A 23,749-nucleotide genomic window follows, 5' to 3' on the forward strand; every position below is an offset into this window, starting at 1 on the left:
CGAAGTCATCATTGTACTATACTGAGCATTACTGTGTTCAACAGGGAGATAATATGCCTCAAACTTATACTGGCAATATGCTTTCTATTCATGATGTGGAGACTTACAAAGTTAAGCAAATGGTTCAGGATCTAATGAGCCGAAAAGATTACTGTTTTCCTCCTATTAAGGTTCGGAGAACTAAGGACAATTTGTTAGTTGTGGTAGATGGTGTACATAGAGCCGTAGCATCTTGTATCACAAATATTTCAGCTACTTATGAGGAAGTTGATGAAAATGAGCTGTTAAATGACTCAGAAATCAACAGTCGCAACCTGTATTCAATTTCTCGTTTAGCTGCTAATTGCAAAGCTTAAACATTTATCTAAAGGTCTAGTCAGTATCATTTTTTGTAGTTTTACGCAAAACGATTGCTTAGGAGATTAGTCATGGCTAAAGAAAAAATTGGTGAAGTTAAATCGCCAACGGGTGGTAAATTTGATGTCTATTGGGATAAAGACACGGGCAAAGTATACACTGCTAGCGAGTATGCTGGTACAGCATCATCAGAGCAGCAGGCTATGATTGAAGCTAATTATTATGCAGCAGCTAGAAAGCCACGAAGCTAGATCGAATTTAGCATAAGGATTGATTGAGAAAAGTTGCGATCGCCAACATTTACAGGAAAAGTTAAAGGTTGGGCGATCACTCCCTCGAATCTACTATGCGGTAGCGCAAAGGATGGGGGAGGGTGCAGGGGGCGATGCTTCATCTCAGTATTATTAATAATTTAAAATTGGAGTATAAACATGAGCGATATAATGCAAGTATTTGGTATAAATCAATCCGTAATAACGAAAACAGAAGGCAAACAATATCAACAAGCTGGATACTATGATAAGGCTCTCATAAAATATAATTTTGCTTTAGATATGTTTAGAGCTACTCTTGCTGACTACGAGTCTTCTGAAGTTCCTCTAAAAGATAAAATCAGTCTACTTTTTTTGCTTTTTGACTTAGTAGAGCAAATTAAGATTTGTTATGGTGAACTTAACGAAATTAATAAACACTTCATATTTCTAGAAAATTCAATCGAAATAATAGAAACTCTTGGTAAATACGAAGATAAATTAAAGGTTGACGAATTTATTGCGTATAAAAATATAAGTAAATTAATAGAATTCTCTGATGAACAAGCTTTGGTACTAGCTAACTGTAGAGCCGAATTTAAAAACGCATCTCAATTCATTGATAATTCAGACGATCCAATATTCAGAGAACTGTGTTCAAACTTTGATAAATGTTGCTCATATAGCAACTGTCTTTTGCCATCCAGAGGAGTTAGTATTAGTAGTTCTAGTTCTAGTAGTTCTTGCTTCATCGCCACAGCAGCTTACGGCACTTCCGCACACCCAGACATTGACACCTTCCGCAATTTCCGGGACAAAAAACTTTTAACCAATCCTGTTGGTCTAAGGTTAGTCAGCCTATACTACAATATAAGCCCTAGCATCGCTAACTATGTGAAGAGGCAACCAGTCATCAAAAGCTTTTTAAGACAACAGCTAGAGCGTTTAGCTGAGTGGATGCGTAGCCGAGAAGTTAAAAGTTAGTACAGTTTTAAAAAGAACTATTTAACAAGCAGCGGGGAAAAGCGATCGCCCTTATTTTCCCAAAGTACGATCGCCCTGATCTTCCCAAAGTGCGATCGCCCATCTCTTCCCCAAAGTGCAATTAAACTTGACCAGGCAAATCCAACGCAATTAATAAAGCTTGATTCAGCAGAAGTATTGCTTCCTCACTCAGCATTCCTCGTAAACTCAATAAACGAGATTTAGATAATACCCGTACTTGATTGGCCATAGCGATAGAATCGTTGGTTAATCCACCGTCTGGAGCTTTAATTAATACCTGAGTGGGATAAACTCGTTTACCAGTTTGATAAGTAGTGCAGGGAATAGCCAAAACTACAGGGCTATATGTATTGATTGTAGCTCGACTAACCATGATAACAGGACGGGTTCCTCCTTGTTCAGAACCCTCAACAGGTTCAAGTCTAGCATCATAGACTTCTCCCCGGTTCATACAGGAGATTCTCCCAATTGCAACGCTTCCCAACTCGCTACCGCAAACTCAGCCTCCATCTGTAGCACTTGAGCTTGATACTCTGGATCTTGTACCATTTCAATCAGTGCTGCATCAATTTCCGATCGTTTACCCTGAGTTTGGGTTGTTACCCGATCGCGAACCAATGCTGACAATACTTCTAACAGTTGCTGTTGCTCTTCAAGAGTGAGATTTTGAGCCTGACTCAGTACCTCGCTATAAGTAGACATAGATTTTTCATTAAGATTTTTTGCTGATTGTCATTATAGCAATTTAGGATCGAAGGAAGTGCGATCGCCCTTATCTTCCACTGCATGGCAACTTAGTTTTGAAAAATGTTGGCAGGAAGTTTAATGTTATTACCTACGCTTCAACCCCAGCACGCTGAGAAAAAAGCTGGACAAAACCATCTGCAAACCAACAGTCAGGCAAGTGAGCGAGGGAATAACCAAACGCAGAGTTTTAGAAGGATCGAGAGAACCGAAAGCCGTTTCGCTCCAGATAGTTAATGACAAGAAGGAGCCAACTATTCCGAGTAAAATCAGCGTGACTCCCACAATCAATCCTGTCTCTAGGGTGACATAGCGAAATATTTTGTTGAGTTTGGGGTCTTCGGGCAGGAATTTCTCGCTGATGGCGAAAATTTTGGTGAAAAAAGCGAAAGTTACTGCTTGAAAACCGATGATAATTGCGATCGCACCATAAAGCAGCGTGTGTACATCAAAGCTGATACTACCAATCTTTTGAGTACCGGGCAACAGCCAAACCACGATAATTAGACCCCAAATCATCAGCGCAGTACCCGGATACAAAAACAGCCACCGAGGACTGTAAAGCAGCAAAAATCGGAGGTGCCGCCAGCCATCTCGCCAAGTTCGCAAGTGCGACGGGCGGCTGCGGCCGTCGGGAGAAAGTACGGTTGGGATTTCAGTTATCCGCAGCTTGTATACAGAGGCCTTGACCACCATTTCGCTAGCAAATTCCATCCCCGTTGTTTGCAAGTCGAGTTTCAAAATTGAGTCTCTCCTAAAACCCCTGAGTCCGCAGTGAAAATCGCCGACGGGACTTGCAAAGAATAGCCGCCCAACCCATGTCAGCACCGGATTTCCTAAATATTTGTGCAGCGGCGGCATTGCACCCGGTTTGATGCCCCCTTGAAAGCGGTTTCCCATTACTAAGTCGAAACCTTCTCGCAATTTGTTGACAAAAAAGCCGAGGTTGGAAAAATTGTAGCTGTCGTCAGCATCGCCCATGATAATATAAACTCCGCGCGCTGCGATGATGCCTCCCATCAGGGCGCTGCCGTAGCCTTTGGCTGCTACGGGCACGACTCTCGCTCCCATTCTGGTAGCGATAGCTTGAGAACCGTCAGTGCTGCCGTTGTCTGCTATGATGACCTCGCCGGCAATATCAAGTTCGCGCAGGGACTTCTGTGCCTTCTCGATGCAGATTTCTAAAGTTTCTGCTTCGTTCAGACAAGGCATGAGTATCGATAGTTCTAGAGTATATTCTCCGTTTGGGTTGGTCTGCTCTGCCATATATTTGTTCGACTCTCGATCGCGATCGACCATACTTGATTTTCCCGTATCTCTGCTTAAAATATTGGTGGTGAATAAAACCTAACAAAACTTAATTATAGTTTTTCAGGTTTTTGGGAACGGCAATTTTTGATTGTACTATAGGTTAGTAAATTTATGAATAGAAGCGTTTTTTTGTTATTGCTTGCTGCAATATTGTGCGGCGTCGCAGGTCAATTTAGTCTGAAGGCAGGAGCTAAAATATTAGGGCCCATTGGCGCTGCTAATTTAATAGAAAAAATTATAGCAATGGCTACTCAGCCGTTGATAGTAAGTGGTCTTTCTTTGTATGCAATTTCTTCGATCGGCTTTATAGTAGTTCTGTCGCGGGCAAACCTTAGCGTAGTCTCACCTTTACTGTCAATTAGTTACCTGTTTACTGTTTTAGGCGGCAAACTTATATTTCACGAGCCTTTGCCGCCACTGCGGTTGGTAGGCGTGGGGCTAATTATGACAGGAGTAATTTTTGTACTCAGAGGTCAAGCTGGGGGAGTGACTGGAGGCAACTAGCGATCGCTTTTAAGATTGACGCTTGAGTGCTGAATTGATAACTTAGGTTAAAGGGTGTATTTGAGCATTCTGTTATGAAATGAGGCTGCTGTATGTCTAATATTTCTGAGCCTGTGAATCCCCATCAATTATTGAGCGATCGCACCGCAGTTCTTGCTACCATGCACCAAAAAGAACGGGTAATGGCTCCCGTTTTAGAACGAGAATTTGGTGTAAATATCCTAGTACCTGCGGAGCTTGACACGGACACTTTCGGCACCTTCACCAGAGAAGTTAAACGCTTAGGAACACAAATAGAAGCGGCTCGCCATAAAGCACAAAAAGCCCTAGAAATTGCCGGCGAAACTCTTGCCTTTGCCAGCGAAGGCACTTTCGGCCCTCACCCAATGATGCCGTATCTGCCAGCTAACAGAGAAATCGTAATTTTATTAGATCGAGCAAACAATCTAGAACTAATCGGCGACTCTTTCTCCGTTGAAACTAACTACAGTCACCAGTTAGTTTCCAGTATAGAAGAAGCAGATGATTTTGCTAAAAAAGCGGGATTTCCGGAACACGCACTGGTGGTTATAGTTGGCGATGCTGCACTCGGTAACGGCGAAATTGTCAAGGGGATTAGGACAGAAAAACAACTTTTTGACGCGGTTACAGCAGGCTTAAGAAAATCGTCAACTGGCAGAGTTCACATCGAAACAGATATGCGGGCGATGTACAATCCAACTCGGATGAAAAACATCGAAAATGCAACTCTGGATTTAGTTAAAAAATTCCAGCAATTCTGCCCGGAGTGCGGTTGGCCGGGATTCGATATTGCTGAGACGAAAATCGGATTGCCCTGCGGACTTTGCTATTTTCCGACTCAGCTAGTGCGATCGGCAATCTATAAATGCAAAAACTGCGGTTATACTAAAGAAAAACTATTTCCCGACGGTCGAGAGACTGCCGATCCTTCCCTGTGTCAATATTGCAACCCTTAGAAAAATAATTGCACAAAAATAGTAAAATTTGCAACAATATTATTGATAGTTCCCTAATAAAAATCACTAATGATAGCCGTAGAAACAGAACGCAACTGGAAACCCGTTATTAAAGAATTCGAGGCTGTAGTCGGCAAAAATGGCGTCGTGCAGCGCCGCGAAGAATTGATTGTCTACGAGTGCGACGGACTCGCCAGCTACCGCCAGCGCCCCGCCGTCGTGGTATTGCCTCGAACTACGGAGGAAGTGGCGCAAGTGGTCAAAATATGCGATCGCAACTCAATTCCCTGGGTGGCTAGAGGCGCAGGAACCGGCCTTTCCGGCGGCGCTTTGCCTGTAGAAAACTGCGTGCTGATTGTCACTGCCCTGATGCGAAAAATCCTGAAAGTAGACTTAGAAAATCAGCAAGTAGTCGTGCAACCGGGAGTAATTAATAACTGGGTAACGCAAGCAGTTAGCGGCGCCGGTTTCTACTACGCGCCAGATCCTTCCAGTCAAATTGTTTGTTCGATTGGCGGCAACGTTGCGGAAAATTCTGGCGGAGTTCACTGCCTCAAATACGGAGTCACAACGAATCACGTTTTAGGATTAAAATTGGTACTTCCCGACGGTTCCATTGTCGATGTCGGTGGTGAAATTCCCGAAATGCCCGGTTACGATTTAACTGGTGTATTTGTCGGTTCCGAAGGCACTTTAGGAATCGCCACAGAAGTTACTTTGCGAATTCTCAAAGCGCCAGAATCGATTTGCGTTCTCCTAGCGGATTTTTCCAGTATAGAAGCAGCGGGCGAATCGGTTTCCGATATTATCAGCGCTGGTATTATTCCCGGCGGCATGGAAATCATGGATAACATCAGCATCAATGCTGTGGAAGATGTGGTGGCAACTGGATGTTATCCCCGCGATGCGGCGGCAATTCTCCTCGTAGAAATCGACGGTTTAGAAGTGGAAGTTGCCACAAACAAACAGCGGATTGCCGATATTTGCAAGCACAACGGAGCGCGAAATATCACCACGGCAAGCGACCCGGAAACGCGCCTAAAAATTTGGAAAGGGCGGAAAGCTGCTTTTGCGGCGGCGGGTCATCTCAGCCCGGATTATTACGTGCAAGATGGCGTAATTCCACGAACGCAAATGGCTTATGTTTTGAAAGAAATTGAGGGTTTGAGCGAGAAATACGGTTATCGAATTGCCAATGTATTTCACGCGGGAGACGGAAATTTGCACCCGCTGATTCTGTACGATAACTCGGTAAAAGGTGCGCTGGAAAAGGTGGAAGAGTTGGGCGGAGAAATTCTCAGGCTTTGCGTGAAAGTTGGGGGAAGTCTTTCGGGGGAACACGGCATCGGTGCTGACAAGAAGTGTTTTATGCCGGATATGTTTTCCGAGGTAGATTTGGAGACGATGCAGTGGGTGCGTCAGGTGTTTAATCCGAAAGGTTTGGCGAATCCTGGGAAGATGTTTCCGACGCCGAAGACTTGCGGGGAAGCGGCGAGGGCTAAGGTTGAAACTTTTAAGAAGTTGGATGGTGTGGAGGTTTTTTAATTTCCTATTTATGCAGGTAATGTGAACATAAAAGCACCCTGAAATTGTCTCTACAATGGGGAGGCGGAGCCTCTAAATATGCGTTCCCCGACTCTGGCTGGGAACGAGAAAAAACGAGAAAAATCGTTTTTTATGAGTGCGAGCGTCCCGCTCGCTTCCTTGCCTATATCTCAAGTTGGTAAGGTGCAGATTGCACACCGTGGGCTAATGTTGGAGCGGAAGTCTGATAGTAAATTCCGTACCCTTGCCCAATTCCGAAGTACAATATAATTCGCCTTTGTGTCTTTCTACAATAATTTGGTAGCTAATTGACAACCCCATTCCCGTGCCTTTGCCAATGGGTTTGGTAGTAAAAAATGTATCGAATATCCGCTGCTTGACTTCCTCAGTTATTCCCGGCCCGTTGTCGGCTATTTTAATTTCTACAAAATTGCCGACCACTTCCGTACAAATCCTAATCTGGCTGGGATTTTCTGGCATTTCTTGACAATTTTGCCTACTGTTAGCATCATCTAGGGCATCGATCGCATTGCTGAGAATATTCATAAAAACTTGATTTATCGGCCCAGCAAAACACTCAACAGTCGGCAATTCTCCGTATTGTTTTACAATTTGAATTGGCGGCTTTTCTCCGTTTCCTTTCAAACGGTGATTTAGAATTAACAGCGTGCTGTCAATACCTTCGTGGAGGTTAAGGGGTTTCATCTGTGAATCGTCATGGCGCGAAAAGTTCCGCAGCGACTGCACAATCTGGCAAATCCGCTCGACACCAACGCTCATTGAAGAGAGTATTTTAGGTAAATCTTCAGCTAAAAAATCTAGTTCATTTTCTTCTCTTGCCTGTTGAATTTCCGCGACTGGATGGGGATAATGCTTTTGGTAAAGTTCGAGTTGGTGAAACAAGTCTTGAGTATAATTTGTGAGATGAGTGAGATTGCCGTAAATGAAGCTGACTGGGTTGTTAATTTCGTGAGCTACGCCAGCCAGTAGCAAGCCCAAACTAGACATTTTTTCGCTTTGAACTAATTGGGAATTAGTGGCTTTGAGTTGGTTAAGTGTGGCTGCTAGTTCAGCGGCTTGTTCTCTGCTTTGTGCTTCGGAAATATGCAAGGCTTCTTCGGCTTTTTTGCGCTCAGTGATGTCTCTCTGTACGCCAATAAAATGAGTTAATTTCCCCAGTCTATCGCGCACGGGAGATATTGAAAAACAATTCCAGAAAGCGGTTCCGTCTTTGCGATAATTCTTTAATATTACCTTGCATTCGCTTTCTGTTTGCAAGGCTTGGCGAATTATTTCTACTGCCGCCGGATCAGTATCGCTTCCGTGCAAAAATCGGCAGTTTTTTCCGATAATTTCCTGCCGCCGATAACCGGTCATGCTTTCAAATGCGGGATTGCAATAAATAATTGGATGTTCTGGGTCAGTGGCGTCATAAATCGTAAATCCGGTGCTACTAGCTGCTATAGCTCGATCGTACAACCAAAGCATTTCTTCTGCGCGCTTGCGATCGGTAATGTCCCGCAGCGTAGCTAAATAAGCCATTTCTCCATCCCATTCCGTTTCCACCACCCGCATTTCTACTACAGCATTTGCTTTTTGCTTGCGAATAGCTTCAACTTCTGTTTGCACGACGCGAGTTCCTGGTGCTTCTGTTTTTCCAACTTGGGGAATAATATCCGTCGCCATCTCAAGGTCGCAAGCTGAAACTTCTACTACTAAATTGCCAAAAAATGCTTGCCCTAGAAGTTCCTCAGCAGTGCAGTTAAACAGCGCTTCTGCTGACGGGTTGGCAAAACAAATAAGTCCTAGCTTGTTGACGATTGCGATGCCGTCGGCATTTTTTTCGATCACATTCCGAAACCGAGATTCGCTAGCTTTCAAATCCTGCTTTAGCTGTTCCATTGCTCGCTCCATCTGCTGCAATTCGCACAGGCTAAGACTATAAGCTTCGGAAATATTTGCCTCGGTCGAAGTCTCGGCTCTTTTTTTTGTCATCTGTTGGTAGCCTGTTCTATTGGTCAGATTGGGAGCAGTTTTTTTGTGGTTCCTGCTAATATTACTGACTTTATTTTCTGGATCGGCTTCTTGAAAAAACATATTTCTACCCTACCCAATTATTTTTGACATTAACGTATTGCGCTCGCCCTATTTTCCGGGAAATTTAGGGAGGGAGCAATTTACACCCGATGCTAGCACATTACTTTTAGAATTCATCATAAAACATCGTTAAAATTCAAGAGCGATCGCACTATAATTATCTATTAAGTTTTATTAAGTAATTTCAACAACATTGACACTTACGTAGCGACACGAACTGTGCAAGCTGGATATGGCTTCAATCCCCCTCGCACTCACAAAATAACCAGTTCCACGCGCAAGTTCTACATATTTAGAAGCCACTGGTAAGTATAAAATATTATATAAGTTTGACAAAAAATATGGTCAAAAATAAGCGAACTCATCTTTGTTTTATTAAAAATAATCATAATTAGCCATTATCAAATCATCTCCCTGCAGGCAGATGTGATATAGAATATAACCTATCTATTTTTGCGATCGCAACTTCAAACCAATGGCACGTCTAGCACTTCTGAGCACATCCAATAAAACCGGACTAATCGACTTAGCGCGCAGTCTAGTAGAAGAATTTGAATTTGACATAATTAGTAGTGGCGGGACAGCAACGGCCCTCAAAGAAGCAGGCATCCCAGTCACCAAAGTTGCGGAATATACTGGTTCTCCCGAAATTTTGGGAGGGCGAGTCAAAACACTTCACCCACGAATCCACGGCGGTATTTTAGCGCGCCGCGATGTACCGGAAGACCTCGCAGATTTAACCGCAAATCAAATTCGGGCGATCGATCTAGTTGTAGTCAATTTGTATCCATTTGAAGAGACAATTTCTAAACCAGGAGTTACTCTAGCCGACGCAATTGAGCAGATAGATATCGGCGGGCCGGCGATGCTGAGAGCTTCCGCCAAAAACCACGCTCATTTGACAGTTTTGTGCGACCCCGAACAGTACAATACTTATTTAAAAGAACTGCGGGAAAATGGCGGCGAAGCATCCTTAGAGTTTCGGCAGAGATGCGCCCTAGAAACCTTCAAACATACAGCCAACTACGATCGCGCGATCGCAACTTATCTCAGCAGCAGCCAATCCGCTGAAGGATCTTCGCTACCAGAGCAGTTTAATTTATCAGGAAAAGAGTTGCAAACTCTCCGCTACGGCGAAAATCCCCATCAAGCCGCCACCTGGTATCAAAGCGGAACTACACCGACAGGCTGGACGACTAGCACCATCCTGCAAGGCAAAGAATTAAGCTACAATAATTTAGTAGATTTAGAAGCAGCAAGGCGGCTGATCGTAGAATTCCCCGACACACCCGCCGCCGCTATTCTGAAGCATACAAATCCTTGCGGCACAGCCTTGGGAACAACTATTTCTGAAGCTTATCAAAAAGCCTTCGACACCGATTCAGTCTCAGCTTTCGGCGGAATTGTCGCCCTCAACCGCCCGATTGATGCTGATACCGCAACGGCATTAACTCAAACATTTTTAGAATGTATCGTCGCGCCGGGGTGCGAACCAGAAGCGGAAGAAATTATCAAGAAAAAGGCGAAAGTTCGAGTATTAATTTTGCCAGATTTGACTCAAGGGCCGCCACAAACTGTTAAAATAATTGCAGGCGGTTTGCTGGTGCAAGACTCAGATAATATAGTAGAAGAAACTAGCAAATGGCGGATTGTTACCGAGAAACAGCCGACGGCGGGAGAGTTGGAAGAATTGCTGTTTGCTTGGAAAGTAGCGAAACACGTCAAATCAAATGCGATCGTTGTGACGCGCGATCGCACTACAATCGGTGTCGGCGCCGGACAAATGAATCGCGTCGGCTCAGTTAAACTAGCATTAGAACAAGCAGGAGACAAAAGCAAAGGAGCGATTTTGGCCAGCGACGGTTTCTTCCCCTTCGATGATTCAGTCAAAACTGCGGCTGAGGCGGGCATAATTGCGATCGTCCAACCCGGCGGAAGTATGCGCGATCGAGATTCCATCGAAGCAGCCAACCAACTCGGAATCACAATGGTTTTCACTGATATCCGCCACTTCTTGCATTAGGAATCATACCTAAAGCAATTCTCACTTGTGTATTTTATTGTAGGGATACAATAGTGTTTATTGGTTTTAACTTAAGTCAGAAATTCATTGTATCTCTGGTTTTACTCTAAGTCTCGATCCCCCTAAATCCCCCTTAAAAAGGGGGACTTTGAGAAAACTCCTGTCCCCCCCTTATTAATGGGAATTTAGACACTCTTGTCCCCCCCTTTTTTAAGGGGGGTTAGGGGGGATCTGGAAGGCTATGACACCAATCAACACTGTTATGTCGTACCAAATTCCCAGTTGCGTCCTTAAAAAATTATGACTTACACTCAACCGCAAATTAAACCTGAAGACGTAAAAGTCAAAATCCTGCTCACTGGCGGACATCAGTGCACCGTCACGCTCAAATCTGATACACCATTATTCCACAGCCTTATCAAAACATTAGTCGATCGCACTCAACAAACACTCAGTTTTTCGCCATTATTTCAAATCCCCATAGACGACGGGCGTTCCACCCTTTTTTTTCCCGGCGAACACCTAGTCGGATTAGTCACCGAACCCCCAATTTACTTGCAGCAACTGCAAGCGCAGCAGCCTGCAACTCCCGTAGAAATTCCCGCCGCAGAAATTCCCGCCCCTGCGCCGCCTGTAAATGACGACTTAATATCTCGCTATGCCCAAATAGACAACTTTTTGACACCTGCTGAAAAAAACAAACTCCTTAAATATGTCTTAGCAAAAGAATCAGAATTTGTGAGTACCAGCACCTCCACCAATGCCGAAGATTACCGCCGTTCGATGGTACTCCACTCGTTCCCCGAATTTTCCGAACTGATGGTTAATCGCATCAAAGGAATTCTCCCCGACGTGCTGAAAAGTTTAAATATTCCGTCATTTCCCCTGGGTGAGATAGAAGCTCAGCTAACCATGCACAATGACAACAACTTTTATAAACTTCACAACGACAGTGGCTCGCCAGATACCGCCAGCCGATTTTTTACTTACGTTTACTATTTCTATCGAGAACCCAAGGCTTTTTCAGGTGGCGAATTGCAGATTTATGACAGCAAAATCGAGAACAATTTTTATGTCGCTGACCAGACATTTAGAACTGTTGAACCGCGCAATAATAGCATCGTATTTTTTCTAAGTCGCTATATGCACGAAGTTTTGCGAGTTAGCTGTCCCTCAAAAGCTTTTGCTGATAGCCGCTTTACTATTAACGGCTGGGTACGCAAAGCAAATTGAGGTTAATATCGATTCCGGTTGCACCGGAATGCTTGTTGACTGTTGACTGTTGACTGTTGACTGTGAGTCCAAAAAATGAAAATTGCGCGATTTTTTTGTTGGCAGCTTGATTCGACTTTACGCCCGACGATGAAGCGCGTATTTGATATCCTTGCGGCGCAGCCGAAATTGATATAATTCATCGTCCTGGACGCACTAATCACCTAATTTTGTCATTCTGAGTGAAGCGAAGAATCTCAAACTATTGCCACACCTTTACAATGCGTAAGTCCCGATATCTGAGATTCTTCACTTCCTAAAGCCTACCCTCAGAATGACAGAATTACCTTACTCAAAACGATTTCATTCTTACTCCAGTGCTCCAGCACTTTTGAGCAATTTCACCACGCTGGAATAACGTTTAAATTCAGCCAGCATTAAAGCTGTATAATTTCCCGGATTTTTGTGGTTTAATTCTGCACCAGCATCAATTAAAACCTGTACAGCACCGACACAACCCCGATGTGCAGCCCACATTACAGCGGTTGCGCCCGAATCATCGAGCAAGTTGACATCCGCACCTTTTTCGACTAATAATTGGACGATCGCCACATAACCCCGATCGCAGGCTTTCATTAATGCAGTTTTTCCCAAATCCGCCGGGACATTGGGATCTGCACCGCCGTCAAGCAAAGCCTTCACCGTCTCGGTATGTCCGTGAAACGCAGCCAGCGTCAAAGCCGTCTCCCCAAAGTTTTTAGCATTCAGATAATCAGCGGGATTTGAGTTTACTTTTTGCAGCAAAGCCGATACGATCGCACTATGGCCGTGAACAGCCGCCACCAGTAAAGGCGTATCGCCCAACCGATTTCTCGAACCGACACTAGCACCTCGGTTTAAGAGCAATTCCACCACATCTTCGCAGCCTTCAACCACGGCAAAATTCAAAGCAGTTTCATCATCTTTATCCTTAGCGTTGATATCCGCGCCAGCATCGAGTAAGATATTGGCGATCGCCGCATTTCCTCCAGCAGCCGCGGCCATCAAAGCCGTGCCCCCATCTCCATTTTTCACATTCGCATTAGCACCCGCACCAAGCAAAGTTTGCACCACATCAGTATTGCCGGAATCCGCAGCCAAAGTTAAAGCAGTTTCTCCGTTTTTGTCGGGAATTTCGACATCAGCACCAGCAGCCAACAGCGCCTCGACAACAGCCAAATTTCCCACCGTCGCAGCCAGCATCAAAGCAGTTTTGCTCTCTAGATTTTTAACATTAGCATCCGCCCCACAATTGAGCAAAATTCGCACAATTTCAGCGCTTCCTTGACGGACAGCTAAAAACAGCATAGAATTGTCACCAACAGCACCCGCATCCACCAAAGCTTTAACAACAGCTTCATGACCCGATAAAGCAGCTATTTTCAGAGCAGAATCTCCATCTTTATCTCGCAGATTTACATCAGCATTAGCATCAAGTAACATCCGCACAACATTGATATCGCCCTTGAGAGAAGCCGCCATCAAAACCGTACTTCCATCATCATTTTTAGCATTAACATCAGCACCCGCCGCCAGCAACAGCCGCACAGAGTCAGCCTGTTTGTGAGCCGCCGCCAGCATCAAAGCTGTTAGCCCAAAACGCCTGCTCACCTGGTTGACATTAGCGTCATTGTTTAGTAGAGCACGCACGATTTCTGTATAGCCCTTTTGGGCAGCAAACATCAAAGCCGTCGTCCCCTCAGAGTCTTTGGCGTTAGCGTCAACTCCCTTAGCGAGTAAAGCTTGCACGTGAATAATGTTGCCAGTCTTGGCGGCTTGAATCAATACAGCGTCTTGTTTAGTGGCAGGCATAATAGTCTCTCATACCGTATATTTGTACCGTCGCACGAGACGGACTGACTGGTATGCTAAGTTTTATGAAGTATGTTTGCTAATCCTCAGAACACTATGAATCTCGAAATTCCTCAGTCCGTGAAAGTTTGGAGCCAATTCATCCACCCAATTTTAATGTGGGTACTGCTGGCCATCTCATTTTATGCTTTGTATCTGGGCATTCAAATCCGACGTACCAGAAGTGCGGAAGGCGAACTCAAAAAAGAGTTAATTAAGGGCAAATTTAACGTCAAGCATCACCAGATGGGTTCTTTGCTGTTAGCCTTGATGGTTACGGTTGCGATCGTTGGGATGGCTGTCACCTACATCAACAACGGCAAGCTATTTGTCGGGCCGCACTTGCTAGCAGGGTTGGGAATGATGGCAATAATTGCGATCGCAGCCTCGCTGACTCCTTTGATGCAAAAAGGCAATGATTGGGCGAGAAACACTCACATCTTTCTGAATATTGTGCTGTTAGGGCTGTTTGGCTGGCAAGCGGTATCAGGCGTGGAAATCCTGCAAAGAATTATCAGCAAAATGTGATAAGTTGGGCAAGATTGCTAATTGCTAATTGCCTTGGGGCGATTAGTGATTAGCAATTAAATTGTCATATTTCTATTTAACGTATAAGGACGAGTGGTTGATTATTTTACAATAAAATTAAATTTTTATCATTCCTTATAACATAGCGGTAAAGTAATCTGACAATTCTGTATAAAATATAATTCATTCAGATTAATTAAGTTATTAATTATAGATAAAATCAAACATCGCAGCGACAGAAAATCAATACATAAAACTCAGTATTTCAAATGTTGACTTTTTAGGAAAAATGGACTATATTTAATTAAGGAAGGTATGTAGAGTATTAAACTCTTGTTGCAAGATATGGCGCGTGGCGAAACCCTCAGAAAACTATTCAGAAGCTTCTCTCACAATGAAAGAGATGAGTTTTTGGCTGCCGCTAGGGAAATTATTGAAGAAGAAAAAAATAAAAATCATGTCTTACTTGCTAGAGATCTAGAAAAGCTGCTTCTAAACGGGAGTGAATACACCAAACCTCTAGCTGCTAATTTGGCACCTTGGAATCAGTTTCCTGAACCTCCTAAAGATAAGGATACCGGACTTTCCTTGCTTAATGTACAACGATTCGATCTTACTTGGGATCGCATCGTGCTCAGTGAAAAAATTGTTGATATCCTTCAAGAAATCGTCCTTGAAAACCGCAAGCAAGACATCCTTGTAGCCTATAACCTGAAACCCAAAAACAAATTGCTTTTCTGCGGCCCACCTGGTTGCGGCAAAACTCAAACCGCAAAAATCCTTTCCAGTGCGTTGGGGCTACCGCTTGTTTATGTAAACTTAACAGCGGTATTCTCTTCTTACTTGGGTCAAACTGCCACTAATCTTCAGAAAATTTTCACCTACATTGAAAACGGTGAGTGGGTTGTTTTGTTCGATGAGTTTGATGCTATCGCCCGCGATCGCGATAACTTAAATGAACACGGCGAAGTCAAACGCCTAGTGAATAGCTTACTACAGCTCATAGATAATGCGACTAATCAAAGTATCTTTGTCGCAGCTACTAATCACGAGAAACTACTGGACAGTGCTGTTTGGCGACGCTTTGATGAAGTTATTTTCTTTGATAATCCAACAGTTGAACTGCGGACGGCTCTTTTGAGTCGCTATCTGTCTGCGATCCGTTATACTGCTATTGATCTATCTAGTTTTGCAGCTCGGCTTGAGAATGCTACTGGAGCAGATATAGAGCGGATCTGCTCTGATGCGATTAAAGCTGTGGTTCTGCGAGGGGAACGTACCTTGACGGCAGATGATTTAGAATTTGCGATCGGGCGTTTTTTAGACAGACAAAGTATAATAGCCAACTCAAAATAATTATTTACGTCTAGACCTAATGGTAAGTAAGTTTGAACATTTGAAATTACCTAGAATAAACATCGAATTACCTAGACGCTCGAAGCCTGGATTTGGCGGTAACAAACGCCCTAATATTAGTGAACATAGTAAGCATTTATTGGGTCAAATTGCCATCTTGACTGAGCCTGTCAAGGAAAAAAATAATCCCTTCCGTCTCGATCCCAAATTAATTTTTAAGCTGAAAATGGCTAAACAAGGTTATATTTCAGATGATTTGGTGACTCTAACAGGACTTAATTGTTTAGCGCGTGAACCCAACAAAGCTATTGTGGTTTTTTCATCTGATAATCAGCTAACAGAATTCAAAAAAAGGTTAGAAAATTACAGTCAAATTACAGATGGGCCTAAATATGAATATTTAGGAGCAATTGATGACGTAGTTCCTCTAGAACGTGAGGATCGCATTGGTCGTCTATTGGAGCTAAAGCCTGTAGAATCAGATGAACTTGCGGCCTTAGATTTGGAACTGTGGCACACAGGCGATCGCAAAGAAATGAAAAAGTATTTAGATGATATTACCGAAACGCTAGAATACTTGTCCAGTGATACTGCTCCTATGATAATGAGCGATCGCTACATAGGTGAATACCTATGTATAGCGCGAATTAAAATCAATCATGAAGTTTTAGACTTTTTGCTAGAAGAGAAAATTGTTAAGGAAATAGATCGCCCTCCCCAACCTGCATTTGAAAGCACTGCTGATTATAATCTACCAATTGTTAGTTTTCCAGAAGTTGTTTCCCCACCTGAAGATAATTGTGGCATTCTTGTGATAGATTCTGGCGTACAGCGTGGTCATCCGTTGATTGCTCCAGTCTTGGGTGAAGCTGAAGTATTCCCAGATGCAAACCGGCAATTCATAAAAGGTGGCCCTGACGATGTAAATGGACATGGTACTAATGTCGCTGGAATTGCTATCTATGGAGATGTTGAGAATTGCATTAAACAGCGTTCGTTTGATCCAACAGCTTGGCTATTTTCTGCTCGTGTGACAAACGACGAGAACCAATATGATGAGGATCTTCTCGTAGAAACTCAACTCGATCAAGCCATTCGTGTTTTTGTTGAACAGTATCCCAATTGCAAAGTAATCAATATCTCACTGGGTAACGCTGACCAAATTTACAGAGATGGTCTGAAGCAGTTTCGATTAGCTGCAAAGATCGATGAAATTGCTTATCAATACCAACATAAAAACATTGTTTTTGTGATTTCAGCAGGAAATAACTTCCATGAAAAATTAAAATATGAGCAACTGCGGAATGATTATCCAAATTATCTGTTGAACAAAAACGCTCGAATTATTGATCCAGCTACTTCTGCAATTGCACTGACTGTTGGTTCTTTATCCTTTGGTCGTGGTAGTATCACAACAAACACTTCTGATGTTCGTCTTCAGCCAATTGCAAAACTACCAGGATACCCCTCTTATTTCACTAGAACTGGCTTTGGGGTAGATGGAATGATTAAGCCTGATCTTGTGGACTTCGGTGGAGATTTAGTATTAGACCTCAGTTATCGAGAAAGCCTTGGTCTACCTAAAGTGCGTGAATTGGAGCATACTGTAGCTGGAGTTTCTCTTCTGACTTTATCCAAACATTACAACAGTTCTTTATTTCACTTCTGTAGCGGTACAAGCTTTGCTGCTCCTCGTGTTGCTAACCTTGCTGCTCAACTTTTCACAAAATACCCGGATGCTAGCTCTAATTTGATTCGGGCGCTGATTGTCAACTCTGCGCTTCTTCCTAAAGAAATTCCGCGCGAATTTCAATGTAAAAGTGGGCAGCTTCAGGGTGAAAAGACAAAAACAATTAATAACCAGCTAGCAATCTATGGTTATGGTCAGCCTGACCTGCAACGTGCAATGTATTCCGCCGAAAACTATGTTGTTCTATCAGAGGATAATATTTCGATAAAAGTAGGAAGTTTTCATATTTACGAAATTCCCCAGTTGCCATCTGATTTCCTGAAGAAAAAAGGCACTCGTATATTGTCCATTACCCTCGCATTTGACCCGCCAACTCGTCCGACTCGTGGAGACTCATATCTAGGAATCACGATGGAATTCGACCTTTTTAAAGGCATCGATCGCGAAATTGTTAGAAATGCTTATGAAACGGCTACCAAGACAAGTTTGCCTGATGTGTCTCCAGACAACACAAAAACAAAGTTAAAGGAAAAACATGGCGCTGGTATTGAAGTCACATTGTCTCCTAGTTCCACTGTGCGGAAAAAAGGAACAATACAAAGGGGGCAAGTAGAAATTTTTGATCGCTCCACAAAATACGATCAAGGAAACATGACCCTAATTGTAAGTTGTAACCGTAAATGGGCCAAACCCGATGAAATTGAAATACAACGTTATGCCTTAGTTGCTTGCATTAGTCATTCCGATCCTACAGTTGATTTATATAATCGTATGAAAAACCAGATAGAACCAAGAGAGAGAATTCGAGGAAGAGTTTAACAGGTGATGGAGTAGTGAGAGTAACCATGAAAAAATAGCATAAGAGACAAGAACAGTCCGGGACACACTATCAACATAAAAAGCCGGTTTCTCGTTCTCATCCTTAACCTAAAATTACGCAATCAGGTTAAGAAACCGGCTTTTTGCCTCAGTCTTAAAGAATTAAATTTCGCCACAACCCTCGAAAGGTTTGCCGATCGCCCCACATCTAACACAAATTAAAAAAGGCGGCACCCAGATTTGAACTGGGGGTGGAGGTTTTGCAGACCTCTGCCTTACCACTTGGCTATGCCGCCGTCACGTCTGAAATTTGACGTTTTCTTATAGTACACCAAATCTCGAAAATTTTAACATACCTGTCAAAAATTTCGTAAAGCGCAGCTATCCCCAACGCGCGTGGGTTCCCCAAGGGTAGGGAATCGCCCTTTTTTCCCATATCCCCAAAACCCTTGTGGGAAGGTACTCTAGAACTATAGCAACGACCCGCAACACCAGCCATGACACCAGTTTCTCCCCTACTCGTCGCCCAAATCACCGACACTCACTTGTTTGCAGAGATCGATCGAGAATGGAAAGGCCTCTCAACAACCCGCACCCTCGAAGCAGTTCTCGATCGCTTGCAACAGATACAGCCGCCGCCCGACTTACTCCTACTCACAGGCGACTTGTCCCAAGACGAAACACCCGAATCCTACCAGCGCCTCGTCTCCCTCATCGCCCCCCTCGGAATTCCCGCCTACTGGATACCTGGGAACCACGACAACATCCCAGTCATGGCAGAAATCTTAAATCAGTCGCCTCTTTCCCCAGAAAAATCATGGATGCTAGGAAACTGGCAATTTCTATTACTTTCGAGTGTGGAAGCCGGATGCGACGGCGGGCGGCTTTCCCCAGAAAGCTTGCATTGGCTCGACTCTCAACTGCAACAAACCGGCGAGCGACCTGTTATCATTGCCTTGCACCATCATCCTTTGCCGATCGACTGTGAAATAATGGATGGAATGATGCTGCACAATGCCGATGAATTTTTGGCAATTGTCGATCGATATCCTCAAATCAAAATAGTCCTCTGCGGCCACATTCACCAAGAATTTCACCAACAGCGGGGCGGAGTTTCCTACTTGGGAACGCCCAGTACCTGTCTCCAACTTTTACCCAAAAGCCATCCGATTATAGTTGACGAAATCCCGCCGGGATTTAGATTGCTTGAATTGGCGATCGACGGTACTTGGAGCACAAAAATTGAGCGAGTTATCGCACCATCCCGACCAAATTAATTTTTTGTGTCTGCCTAAAATAATTATTATCAAATTCATTTTCTGCTGTCAATACATCAACAGATAGATTGTCTTTACCAGCCCCATCTATTATGATATTTATAGACCAGAGATTGCAGGCACAGCTAGAGCGCTCGGCAACCAACAAAAATCTATCTAGCAACATTACAAAATAGGAAAAACTAAATATATGTCTGAAGCCAATGGCGTCATGATGCAGTATTTCCACTGGTACAGCCCCGACGACGGCAGCCTGTGGAATCAGCTAGCGAAATCTGCAAAAGATTTAGCGAAAATCGGCGTTACATCTCTGTGGTTGCCACCCGCCTATAAAGGAACTGGCGGCGGTACGGACGTGGGTTACGGCGTCTACGACTTATTCGATTTAGGCGAGTTCGACCAAAAAGGGTCGGTACGCACGAAATACGGGACAAAAGATGAATATTTGGCCGCGATTAAAGCTGCCCAAGATGCAGGAATTCGGATTTATGCCGATGTTGTGTTCAACCACAAATTAGGTGCAGATGCAGAAGAAGAAGCAGAAGCCACACCCTTGCATCCCGATGACCGCAATGCCACAGTAGGCGAATATCAAAAAATCAAAGCTTGGACGCATTTTACCTTTCCCGGTCGCGACAAAAAATATTCCAGCATGGAGTGGCATTGGTGGCATTTTGACGCCATTGATTACAACACTTACAACACAGATGCCCATGCAGTTTACCTGCTAAAAGGCAAAGAATTTGATCGAGGAGTAGACTTAGAAAAAGGCAATTATGACTACCTGATGGGTTGCGATTTAGATATGGACCACCCAGAAGTCAGCGGGGAATTAAAATACTGGGGTGAGTGGTATGTCGATACAACAAACGTTGACGGCTTTCGCTTCGATGCCGCCAAACACGTTAAAGCAGAATTTTTCCAAGAATGGTTGGAACACGTCCGCCACTATGCCCAACGCGACCTATTTGCCGTCGGCGAATATTGGTCTTACGAAGTGGAAGCTTTGCACTACTTCCTAGAAGCAACGAAGGGTAAAGTAGCCTTATTTGACGCACCCCTTCACTACAACTTCCACGCTGCTAGCAAAGCCGGTAATAGCTACGATTTGCGAACAATTTTTGATAACACTCTCGTTCAACAGCAACCCGCCCTCGCCGTTACCTTGGTTGATAACCACGATTCTCAGCCCTTACAATCCCTAGAATCAGTTGTCGAGGCTTGGTTTAAACCTCTTGCCTACGCTTTAATTCTGCTGCGGCGCGAAGGATATCCGTGCATTTTTTACCCGGATTATTACGGCGCTAACTATAAGGATAAAGCAAATGATGGCAATGAATACGAGATTTGGTTAGACCAACATCAGTTTATGGTAGATAAATTCTTGTTAGCGCGCCAAACTTATTCCTACGGCAATCAGTACGATTACTTCGACCACGCCAACACTATTGGCTGGACGCGACTCGGTAATGAAGAACATCCGGGCGGCATGGCTGTTGTACTCAGTAACGGAGGCGATGGCACCAAGTTTATGGAAGTCGGACAACCGAATCGAACTTATATTGACATCACCGAACACATCCAAGAACCCATCACTACGAATGAGGATGGTTGGGCTGATTTTAGGTGTAACGCCGGTTCAGTTTCTGTCTGGGTGCCGCAGCCGTAAGGACGGTGTTAACAGCAAAAAGTAAAAAGCAAGATATCTTTTTACTTTTTGATTTCATCTTTTTGATGACTAAAACCTGTGTATAGTTAGGACTAAAGCTCTCTCTAGTCCTATTTTTATGGTATGCGATCGTGTATAATGTTATTTTACATAAAAAATTATGAAACTTTCACAAAAAGTTGCCGTTATTACTGGCGGAGGGTCGGGAATTGGTCGTGCTGCAGCAATTTTAATTGCCAAGGAAGGCGCAAAAGTTGCTGTTATCAATCGCACTTTAGAGACCGGGCAAGAAACCGTCCGCCAGTTGGTCGAAGAAGGAGGCTGCGGGCTAGCGATTGCAGCAGATGTGGCGGATTCTCGGCAAATGCAACAGGCATTTCAAACAATTATTGACGAATATCAAAGAATTGATATTGTGTTGGCAAATGCAGGTATTAACGGTGTATGGTCGCCGATAGAAGAAATAGAACCGGAAGAGTGGGACAAGACAATTAACACCAACCTCAGAGGAACATTTTTGACTGTGAAATATGCTGTTCCTTATCTAAAAAAACAAGGAGGTTCCATCGTTATTACATCCTCGATTAATGGCACCAGAAGTTTCAGGAAAGTGGGGGCCACAGCTTACGCTTCCAGCAAAGCTGCCCAAGTAGCTTTAGCGAAAATGCTGGCGCTAGAACTTGCGCCCAGCCAAATTAGAGTCAATGTTATCTGTCCGGGCGCGGTGCTAACTGCCATTGAGGAAAGCACCGTTAAGCGCCATCTTGATGACATTCCACTCGATCCTGATGCGATTCAAGATATAATTCCTTTGACTGATAATACCGCAGGTTCTAGTGAAGAAGTCGCCCAATTAATTTTATTTCTAGTATCAGAGGCGTCCAGCTTTATCACAGGTACCGAAGTCTGGATTGATGGTGGCGGTTCTTTGATTTAAAATCTCTATAGCAGCAATTTAAAGAATCTTGCTACCAATTCCCATTACCCATAATTAATAACTGACAATCAAGCAATTTGGTCACAAGCCCCCGGATTTATCAGTAGGCTCAATTCTTCAATATAAAATCTAAAATCGATTGACTCTCCAGTTTTTTACAGCAGTTTGCAATGTCTGCGGCAGCCACTTATCGTATTGAGGATAAACAGGCAAACGCTGCACAAGTTGCCATCCCGATGCTGCTAAAATTTTTGTTAAAGTTTGGTGTTGCAGGTGAGGATAATCGGGATTAACTTCATCCCGCGGCCCAATTCCTCCTAAATCTCTAGCACCTGCTTCTAAACAAGCCAGCAATATCTCTGGCTGTGCAACTAAATTCGGCGGAATTTGCAGCCTGATTTCAGGAGGTAAAATGCTGCGGGCGATCGCAATTACTTCGGGCATTTTTGTAGCATCAAAAACTTCACCGTCCCAACTTTGCTGATTTCCCGGACTGTGTGGCTGGAGGATAACTTCTTGAATGTGATTGCAGGGCGAATGAATCCGGGCGATCGCCTCTAATGTCTCAATCCAATCTGCCTCACTTTCCCCAATTCCCAGCAGCAAACCAGTTGTAAACGGAATCTTCAATTCCCCAGCCCATTCTAACTGTTGCAGTCGCAGCGCCGGAACTTTACTCGGTGCGTGTCGGTGAACCGTTTGTAACAAATCTGGGGCAAGCTGTTCTAGCATCAGCCCCATCGATACATTCACCTCTTTTAACTGTGCCATCTCCTCAAAGCTGAGCGGCCCCACATTAGTATGCGGCAAAAATCCCAGAGCAAGTGCCAGTTCGCACAAATCGTAAATCCGCTGCAACCAAGCTTTTCGCCGTTGACTGTGAGGATGTACCTCGCCGCTGAGGATGAGAATTTCAATTACACCTTGAGTTTGCAGCAAGTTGAGCTGTTTTTCGGCTTCTGCGAGTGTCAGCCAAGGACTTTGCAGGGGTTCTGCCCGAAAATTGCAATAGGTGCAGCGGTTATAACACTCGTAAGTGGGAACCAGAGTATAAGCAGGGCTGTAGGTGACGTTGCGGGACATTCCTTGGGATTTTTATCGATCGGACTTGTGCAACAACATATATATGTCAATGGGAGTTTTGCGGTTTGCGATCGCAACCCTTCATCTATCTTAACACTGACGCAAGCCCGGAATCTCGTTGCTTAGGTAGATTATGAGTATTCTTCTTTCGTGGGCGATCGTCCACCAATTCCGCATTCAGCTTTTTAACTCCTTATACAGCAAGCCTTATAGCCTTTAACAAGCATAATTTATAACACCTATAAGAAAAACTGTGCTTAAAAGGCCTTTACAAACTGAAATAAAAGCTTTATGTTTATTTACATGGCGGAACACAAAGCCGTCACGAACATTGAAAACCAAATAAAGCAATCATAAACAAATGACAACAACCTTACAGCAGCGCGAAAGCGCCAATGTCTGGGAACGCTTCTGCGAGTGGGTAACATCGACCGACAACCGCATTTATGTAGGTTGGTTCGGCGTCTTGATGAT

Annotated in this window: 20 protein-coding genes, 1 tRNA gene and 1 pseudogene; 15 read left to right on the plus strand and 7 right to left on the minus strand. The window is 43.9% G+C overall.

Annotation, left to right across the window (positions count from 1 at the left end; genetic code table 11):
* Positions 1–53 precede the first annotated feature (53 nt).
* The 3 genes from NDI35_RS08095 to NDI35_RS08105 all read left to right on the plus strand — a co-directional run bounded on the left by NDI35_RS08095 (position 54) and on the right by NDI35_RS08105 (position 1,592).
* The gene (locus NDI35_RS08095) at positions 54–356 is read left to right on the plus strand and encodes a hypothetical protein (protein ID WP_445312276.1); all 303 of its coding nucleotides are present in this window, start codon (positions 54–56) and stop codon (positions 354–356) included.
* A gap of 72 nt (positions 357–428) precedes the next feature.
* The gene (locus NDI35_RS08100) at positions 429–608 is read left to right on the plus strand and encodes a hypothetical protein (RefSeq protein ID WP_445312277.1); all 180 of its coding nucleotides are present in this window, start codon (positions 429–431) and stop codon (positions 606–608) included.
* Positions 609–788: 180 nt separating this feature from the next.
* Complete coding sequence (locus NDI35_RS08105; protein ID WP_445312278.1) at positions 789–1,592, plus strand: CFI-box extended C-terminal domain-containing protein; 804 nt, start codon at positions 789–791, stop codon at positions 1,590–1,592.
* Between the two features lie 121 nt (positions 1,593–1,713).
* Here NDI35_RS08105 and NDI35_RS08110 read toward each other — a convergent pair whose 3' ends face one another.
* The 3 genes from NDI35_RS08110 to NDI35_RS08120 form a co-directional block, all read right to left on the minus strand.
* The gene (locus NDI35_RS08110; RefSeq protein ID WP_445312279.1) at positions 1,714–2,064 is read right to left on the minus strand and encodes a type II toxin-antitoxin system PemK/MazF family toxin; all 351 of its coding nucleotides are present in this window, start codon (positions 2,062–2,064) and stop codon (positions 1,714–1,716) included.
* Entirely contained in the window at positions 2,061–2,315 is a 255-nt protein-coding gene (locus tag NDI35_RS08115; RefSeq protein ID WP_332960837.1) for a hypothetical protein, read from the minus strand. The genes NDI35_RS08110 and NDI35_RS08115 overlap by 4 nt, the downstream gene beginning before the upstream one ends.
* Positions 2,316–2,444: 129 nt before the next feature.
* Complete coding sequence (locus NDI35_RS08120) at positions 2,445–3,656, minus strand: glycosyltransferase family 2 protein (protein WP_445312280.1); 1,212 nt, start codon at positions 3,654–3,656, stop codon at positions 2,445–2,447.
* A 123-nt stretch (positions 3,657–3,779) separates the two neighbouring features.
* Here NDI35_RS08120 and NDI35_RS08125 point away from each other — a divergent pair, with 123 nt between their 5' ends.
* From NDI35_RS08125 to glcD, 3 genes are all read left to right on the plus strand, one after another.
* A complete protein-coding gene (locus tag NDI35_RS08125; RefSeq protein WP_445312281.1) occupies positions 3,780–4,172 on the plus strand; it encodes a DMT family transporter in 393 nt (130 codons plus the stop codon).
* A 92-nt stretch (positions 4,173–4,264) separates the two neighbouring features.
* Positions 4,265–5,149: a DUF6671 family protein gene (locus tag NDI35_RS08130; RefSeq protein ID WP_445312282.1), complete on the plus strand. Its 885-nt coding sequence runs from the start codon at positions 4,265–4,267 to the stop codon at positions 5,147–5,149.
* Between the two features lie 69 nt (positions 5,150–5,218).
* Positions 5,219–6,694 carry a glycolate oxidase subunit GlcD gene (glcD, locus tag NDI35_RS08135; RefSeq protein ID WP_445312283.1) on the plus strand — a complete coding sequence of 492 codons (1,476 nt, stop codon included), beginning with the start codon at positions 5,219–5,221 and terminating at the stop codon, positions 6,692–6,694.
* A gap of 204 nt (positions 6,695–6,898) precedes the next feature.
* Here the strand turns inward: glcD and NDI35_RS08140 are convergent, their stop codons facing one another.
* On the minus strand, positions 6,899–8,791 hold the full coding sequence (locus NDI35_RS08140; protein ID WP_445312284.1) for a PAS domain-containing sensor histidine kinase: 1,893 nt from the start codon (positions 8,789–8,791) through the stop codon (positions 6,899–6,901).
* Between the two features lie 475 nt (positions 8,792–9,266).
* Here NDI35_RS08140 and purH point away from each other — a divergent pair, with 475 nt between their 5' ends.
* Together purH and NDI35_RS08150 are read left to right on the plus strand one after the other, a co-directional pair.
* On the plus strand, positions 9,267–10,814 hold the full coding sequence (gene purH / locus NDI35_RS08145; protein WP_445312285.1) for a bifunctional phosphoribosylaminoimidazolecarboxamide formyltransferase/IMP cyclohydrolase: 1,548 nt from the start codon (positions 9,267–9,269) through the stop codon (positions 10,812–10,814).
* Between the two features lie 300 nt (positions 10,815–11,114).
* Complete coding sequence (locus NDI35_RS08150; protein ID WP_445312286.1) at positions 11,115–12,047, plus strand: 2OG-Fe(II) oxygenase; 933 nt, start codon at positions 11,115–11,117, stop codon at positions 12,045–12,047.
* A 348-nt stretch (positions 12,048–12,395) separates the two neighbouring features.
* On the opposite strand, the gene NDI35_RS08155 is transcribed toward NDI35_RS08150, so the two are convergent.
* Positions 12,396–13,877: an ankyrin repeat domain-containing protein gene (locus NDI35_RS08155; protein ID WP_445312287.1), complete on the minus strand. Its 1,482-nt coding sequence runs from the start codon at positions 13,875–13,877 to the stop codon at positions 12,396–12,398.
* Positions 13,878–13,973: 96 nt separating this feature from the next.
* On the opposite strand from NDI35_RS08155, the gene NDI35_RS08160 reads away from it, so the two are divergent.
* From NDI35_RS08160 to NDI35_RS08170, 3 genes are all read left to right on the plus strand, one after another.
* On the plus strand, positions 13,974–14,444 hold the full coding sequence (locus tag NDI35_RS08160; protein ID WP_333432458.1) for a DUF4079 domain-containing protein: 471 nt from the start codon (positions 13,974–13,976) through the stop codon (positions 14,442–14,444).
* 345 nt (positions 14,445–14,789) lie between these two features.
* Positions 14,790–15,800 carry an AAA family ATPase gene (locus tag NDI35_RS08165; protein ID WP_445312288.1) on the plus strand — a complete coding sequence of 337 codons (1,011 nt, stop codon included), beginning with the start codon at positions 14,790–14,792 and terminating at the stop codon, positions 15,798–15,800.
* Between the two features lie 19 nt (positions 15,801–15,819).
* Positions 15,820–18,309 (plus strand): S8 family peptidase, encoded by a 2,490-nt coding sequence (locus NDI35_RS08170; protein WP_445312289.1) that lies wholly within the window; start codon positions 15,820–15,822, stop codon positions 18,307–18,309.
* A gap of 225 nt (positions 18,310–18,534) precedes the next feature.
* Here the strand turns inward: NDI35_RS08170 and NDI35_RS08175 are convergent.
* A tRNA-Cys gene (locus NDI35_RS08175) sits at positions 18,535–18,605 on the minus strand.
* A gap of 201 nt (positions 18,606–18,806) precedes the next feature.
* Here NDI35_RS08175 and cpdA point away from each other — a divergent pair.
* The 3 genes from cpdA (at position 18,807) to NDI35_RS08190 (ending at position 22,192) form a co-directional block, all read left to right on the plus strand.
* The gene (cpdA, locus tag NDI35_RS08180; protein WP_445312290.1) at positions 18,807–19,586 is read left to right on the plus strand and encodes a 3',5'-cyclic-AMP phosphodiesterase; all 780 of its coding nucleotides are present in this window, start codon (positions 18,807–18,809) and stop codon (positions 19,584–19,586) included.
* 190 nt (positions 19,587–19,776) lie between these two features.
* The gene (locus NDI35_RS08185; protein WP_445312291.1) at positions 19,777–21,255 is read left to right on the plus strand and encodes an alpha-amylase; all 1,479 of its coding nucleotides are present in this window, start codon (positions 19,777–19,779) and stop codon (positions 21,253–21,255) included.
* Positions 21,256–21,415: 160 nt separating this feature from the next.
* Positions 21,416–22,192, plus strand: a complete 777-nt coding sequence (locus NDI35_RS08190; protein ID WP_445312292.1) for an SDR family oxidoreductase — start codon at positions 21,416–21,418, stop codon at positions 22,190–22,192.
* Positions 22,193–22,321: 129 nt separating this feature from the next.
* Here the strand turns inward: NDI35_RS08190 and cofG are convergent, their stop codons facing one another.
* Entirely contained in the window at positions 22,322–23,275 is a 954-nt protein-coding gene (gene cofG, locus NDI35_RS08195) for a 7,8-didemethyl-8-hydroxy-5-deazariboflavin synthase subunit CofG (RefSeq protein ID WP_445312293.1), read from the minus strand.
* Positions 23,276–23,636: 361 nt separating this feature from the next.
* On the opposite strand from cofG, the pseudogene NDI35_RS08200 reads away from it, so the two are divergent.
* Positions 23,637–23,749, plus strand: a pseudogene (locus NDI35_RS08200) (photosystem II q(b) protein); the annotation flags it as partial.

This window comes from Microcoleus vaginatus FACHB-2002, assembly GCF_040004035.1.
GTDB lineage: Bacteria > Cyanobacteriota > Cyanobacteriia > Cyanobacteriales > Microcoleaceae > Microcoleus > Microcoleus vaginatus_C.

Bases quoted from the DNA above. Each gene is read 5' to 3' on its own strand.
- NDI35_RS08095 (WP_445312276.1), top strand. From the start codon at position 54: ATGCCTCAAACTTATACTGGCAATATGCTTTCTATTCATGATGTGGAG.
- NDI35_RS08125 (WP_445312281.1), top strand. From the start codon at position 3,780: ATGAATAGAAGCGTTTTTTTGTTATTGCTTGCTGCAATATTGTGCGGC.
- NDI35_RS08150 (WP_445312286.1), top strand. From the start codon at position 11,115: ATGACTTACACTCAACCGCAAATTAAACCTGAAGACGTAAAAGTCAAA.
- NDI35_RS08140 (WP_445312284.1), bottom strand. From the start codon at position 8,791: ATGTTTTTTCAAGAAGCCGATCCAGAAAATAAAGTCAGTAATATTAGC.
- cofG (WP_445312293.1), bottom strand. From the start codon at position 23,275: ATGTCCCGCAACGTCACCTACAGCCCTGCTTATACTCTGGTTCCCACT.
- NDI35_RS08100 (WP_445312277.1), top strand. From the start codon at position 429: ATGGCTAAAGAAAAAATTGGTGAAGTTAAATCGCCAACGGGTGGTAAA.
- cpdA (WP_445312290.1), top strand. From the start codon at position 18,807: ATGACACCAGTTTCTCCCCTACTCGTCGCCCAAATCACCGACACTCAC.
- NDI35_RS08160 (WP_333432458.1), top strand. From the start codon at position 13,974: ATGAATCTCGAAATTCCTCAGTCCGTGAAAGTTTGGAGCCAATTCATC.
- NDI35_RS08130 (WP_445312282.1), top strand. From the start codon at position 4,265: ATGTCTAATATTTCTGAGCCTGTGAATCCCCATCAATTATTGAGCGAT.
- NDI35_RS08115 (WP_332960837.1), bottom strand. From the start codon at position 2,315: ATGTCTACTTATAGCGAGGTACTGAGTCAGGCTCAAAATCTCACTCTT.
- NDI35_RS08190 (WP_445312292.1), top strand. From the start codon at position 21,416: ATGAAACTTTCACAAAAAGTTGCCGTTATTACTGGCGGAGGGTCGGGA.
- NDI35_RS08165 (WP_445312288.1), top strand. From the start codon at position 14,790: ATGGCGCGTGGCGAAACCCTCAGAAAACTATTCAGAAGCTTCTCTCAC.
- glcD (WP_445312283.1), top strand. From the start codon at position 5,219: ATGATAGCCGTAGAAACAGAACGCAACTGGAAACCCGTTATTAAAGAA.
- NDI35_RS08105 (WP_445312278.1), top strand. From the start codon at position 789: ATGAGCGATATAATGCAAGTATTTGGTATAAATCAATCCGTAATAACG.
- NDI35_RS08185 (WP_445312291.1), top strand. From the start codon at position 19,777: ATGTCTGAAGCCAATGGCGTCATGATGCAGTATTTCCACTGGTACAGC.
- NDI35_RS08155 (WP_445312287.1), bottom strand. From the start codon at position 13,877: ATGCCTGCCACTAAACAAGACGCTGTATTGATTCAAGCCGCCAAGACT.
- purH (WP_445312285.1), top strand. From the start codon at position 9,267: ATGGCACGTCTAGCACTTCTGAGCACATCCAATAAAACCGGACTAATC.
- NDI35_RS08170 (WP_445312289.1), top strand. From the start codon at position 15,820: ATGGTAAGTAAGTTTGAACATTTGAAATTACCTAGAATAAACATCGAA.
- NDI35_RS08120 (WP_445312280.1), bottom strand. From the start codon at position 3,656: ATGGTCGATCGCGATCGAGAGTCGAACAAATATATGGCAGAGCAGACC.
- NDI35_RS08110 (WP_445312279.1), bottom strand. From the start codon at position 2,064: ATGAACCGGGGAGAAGTCTATGATGCTAGACTTGAACCTGTTGAGGGT.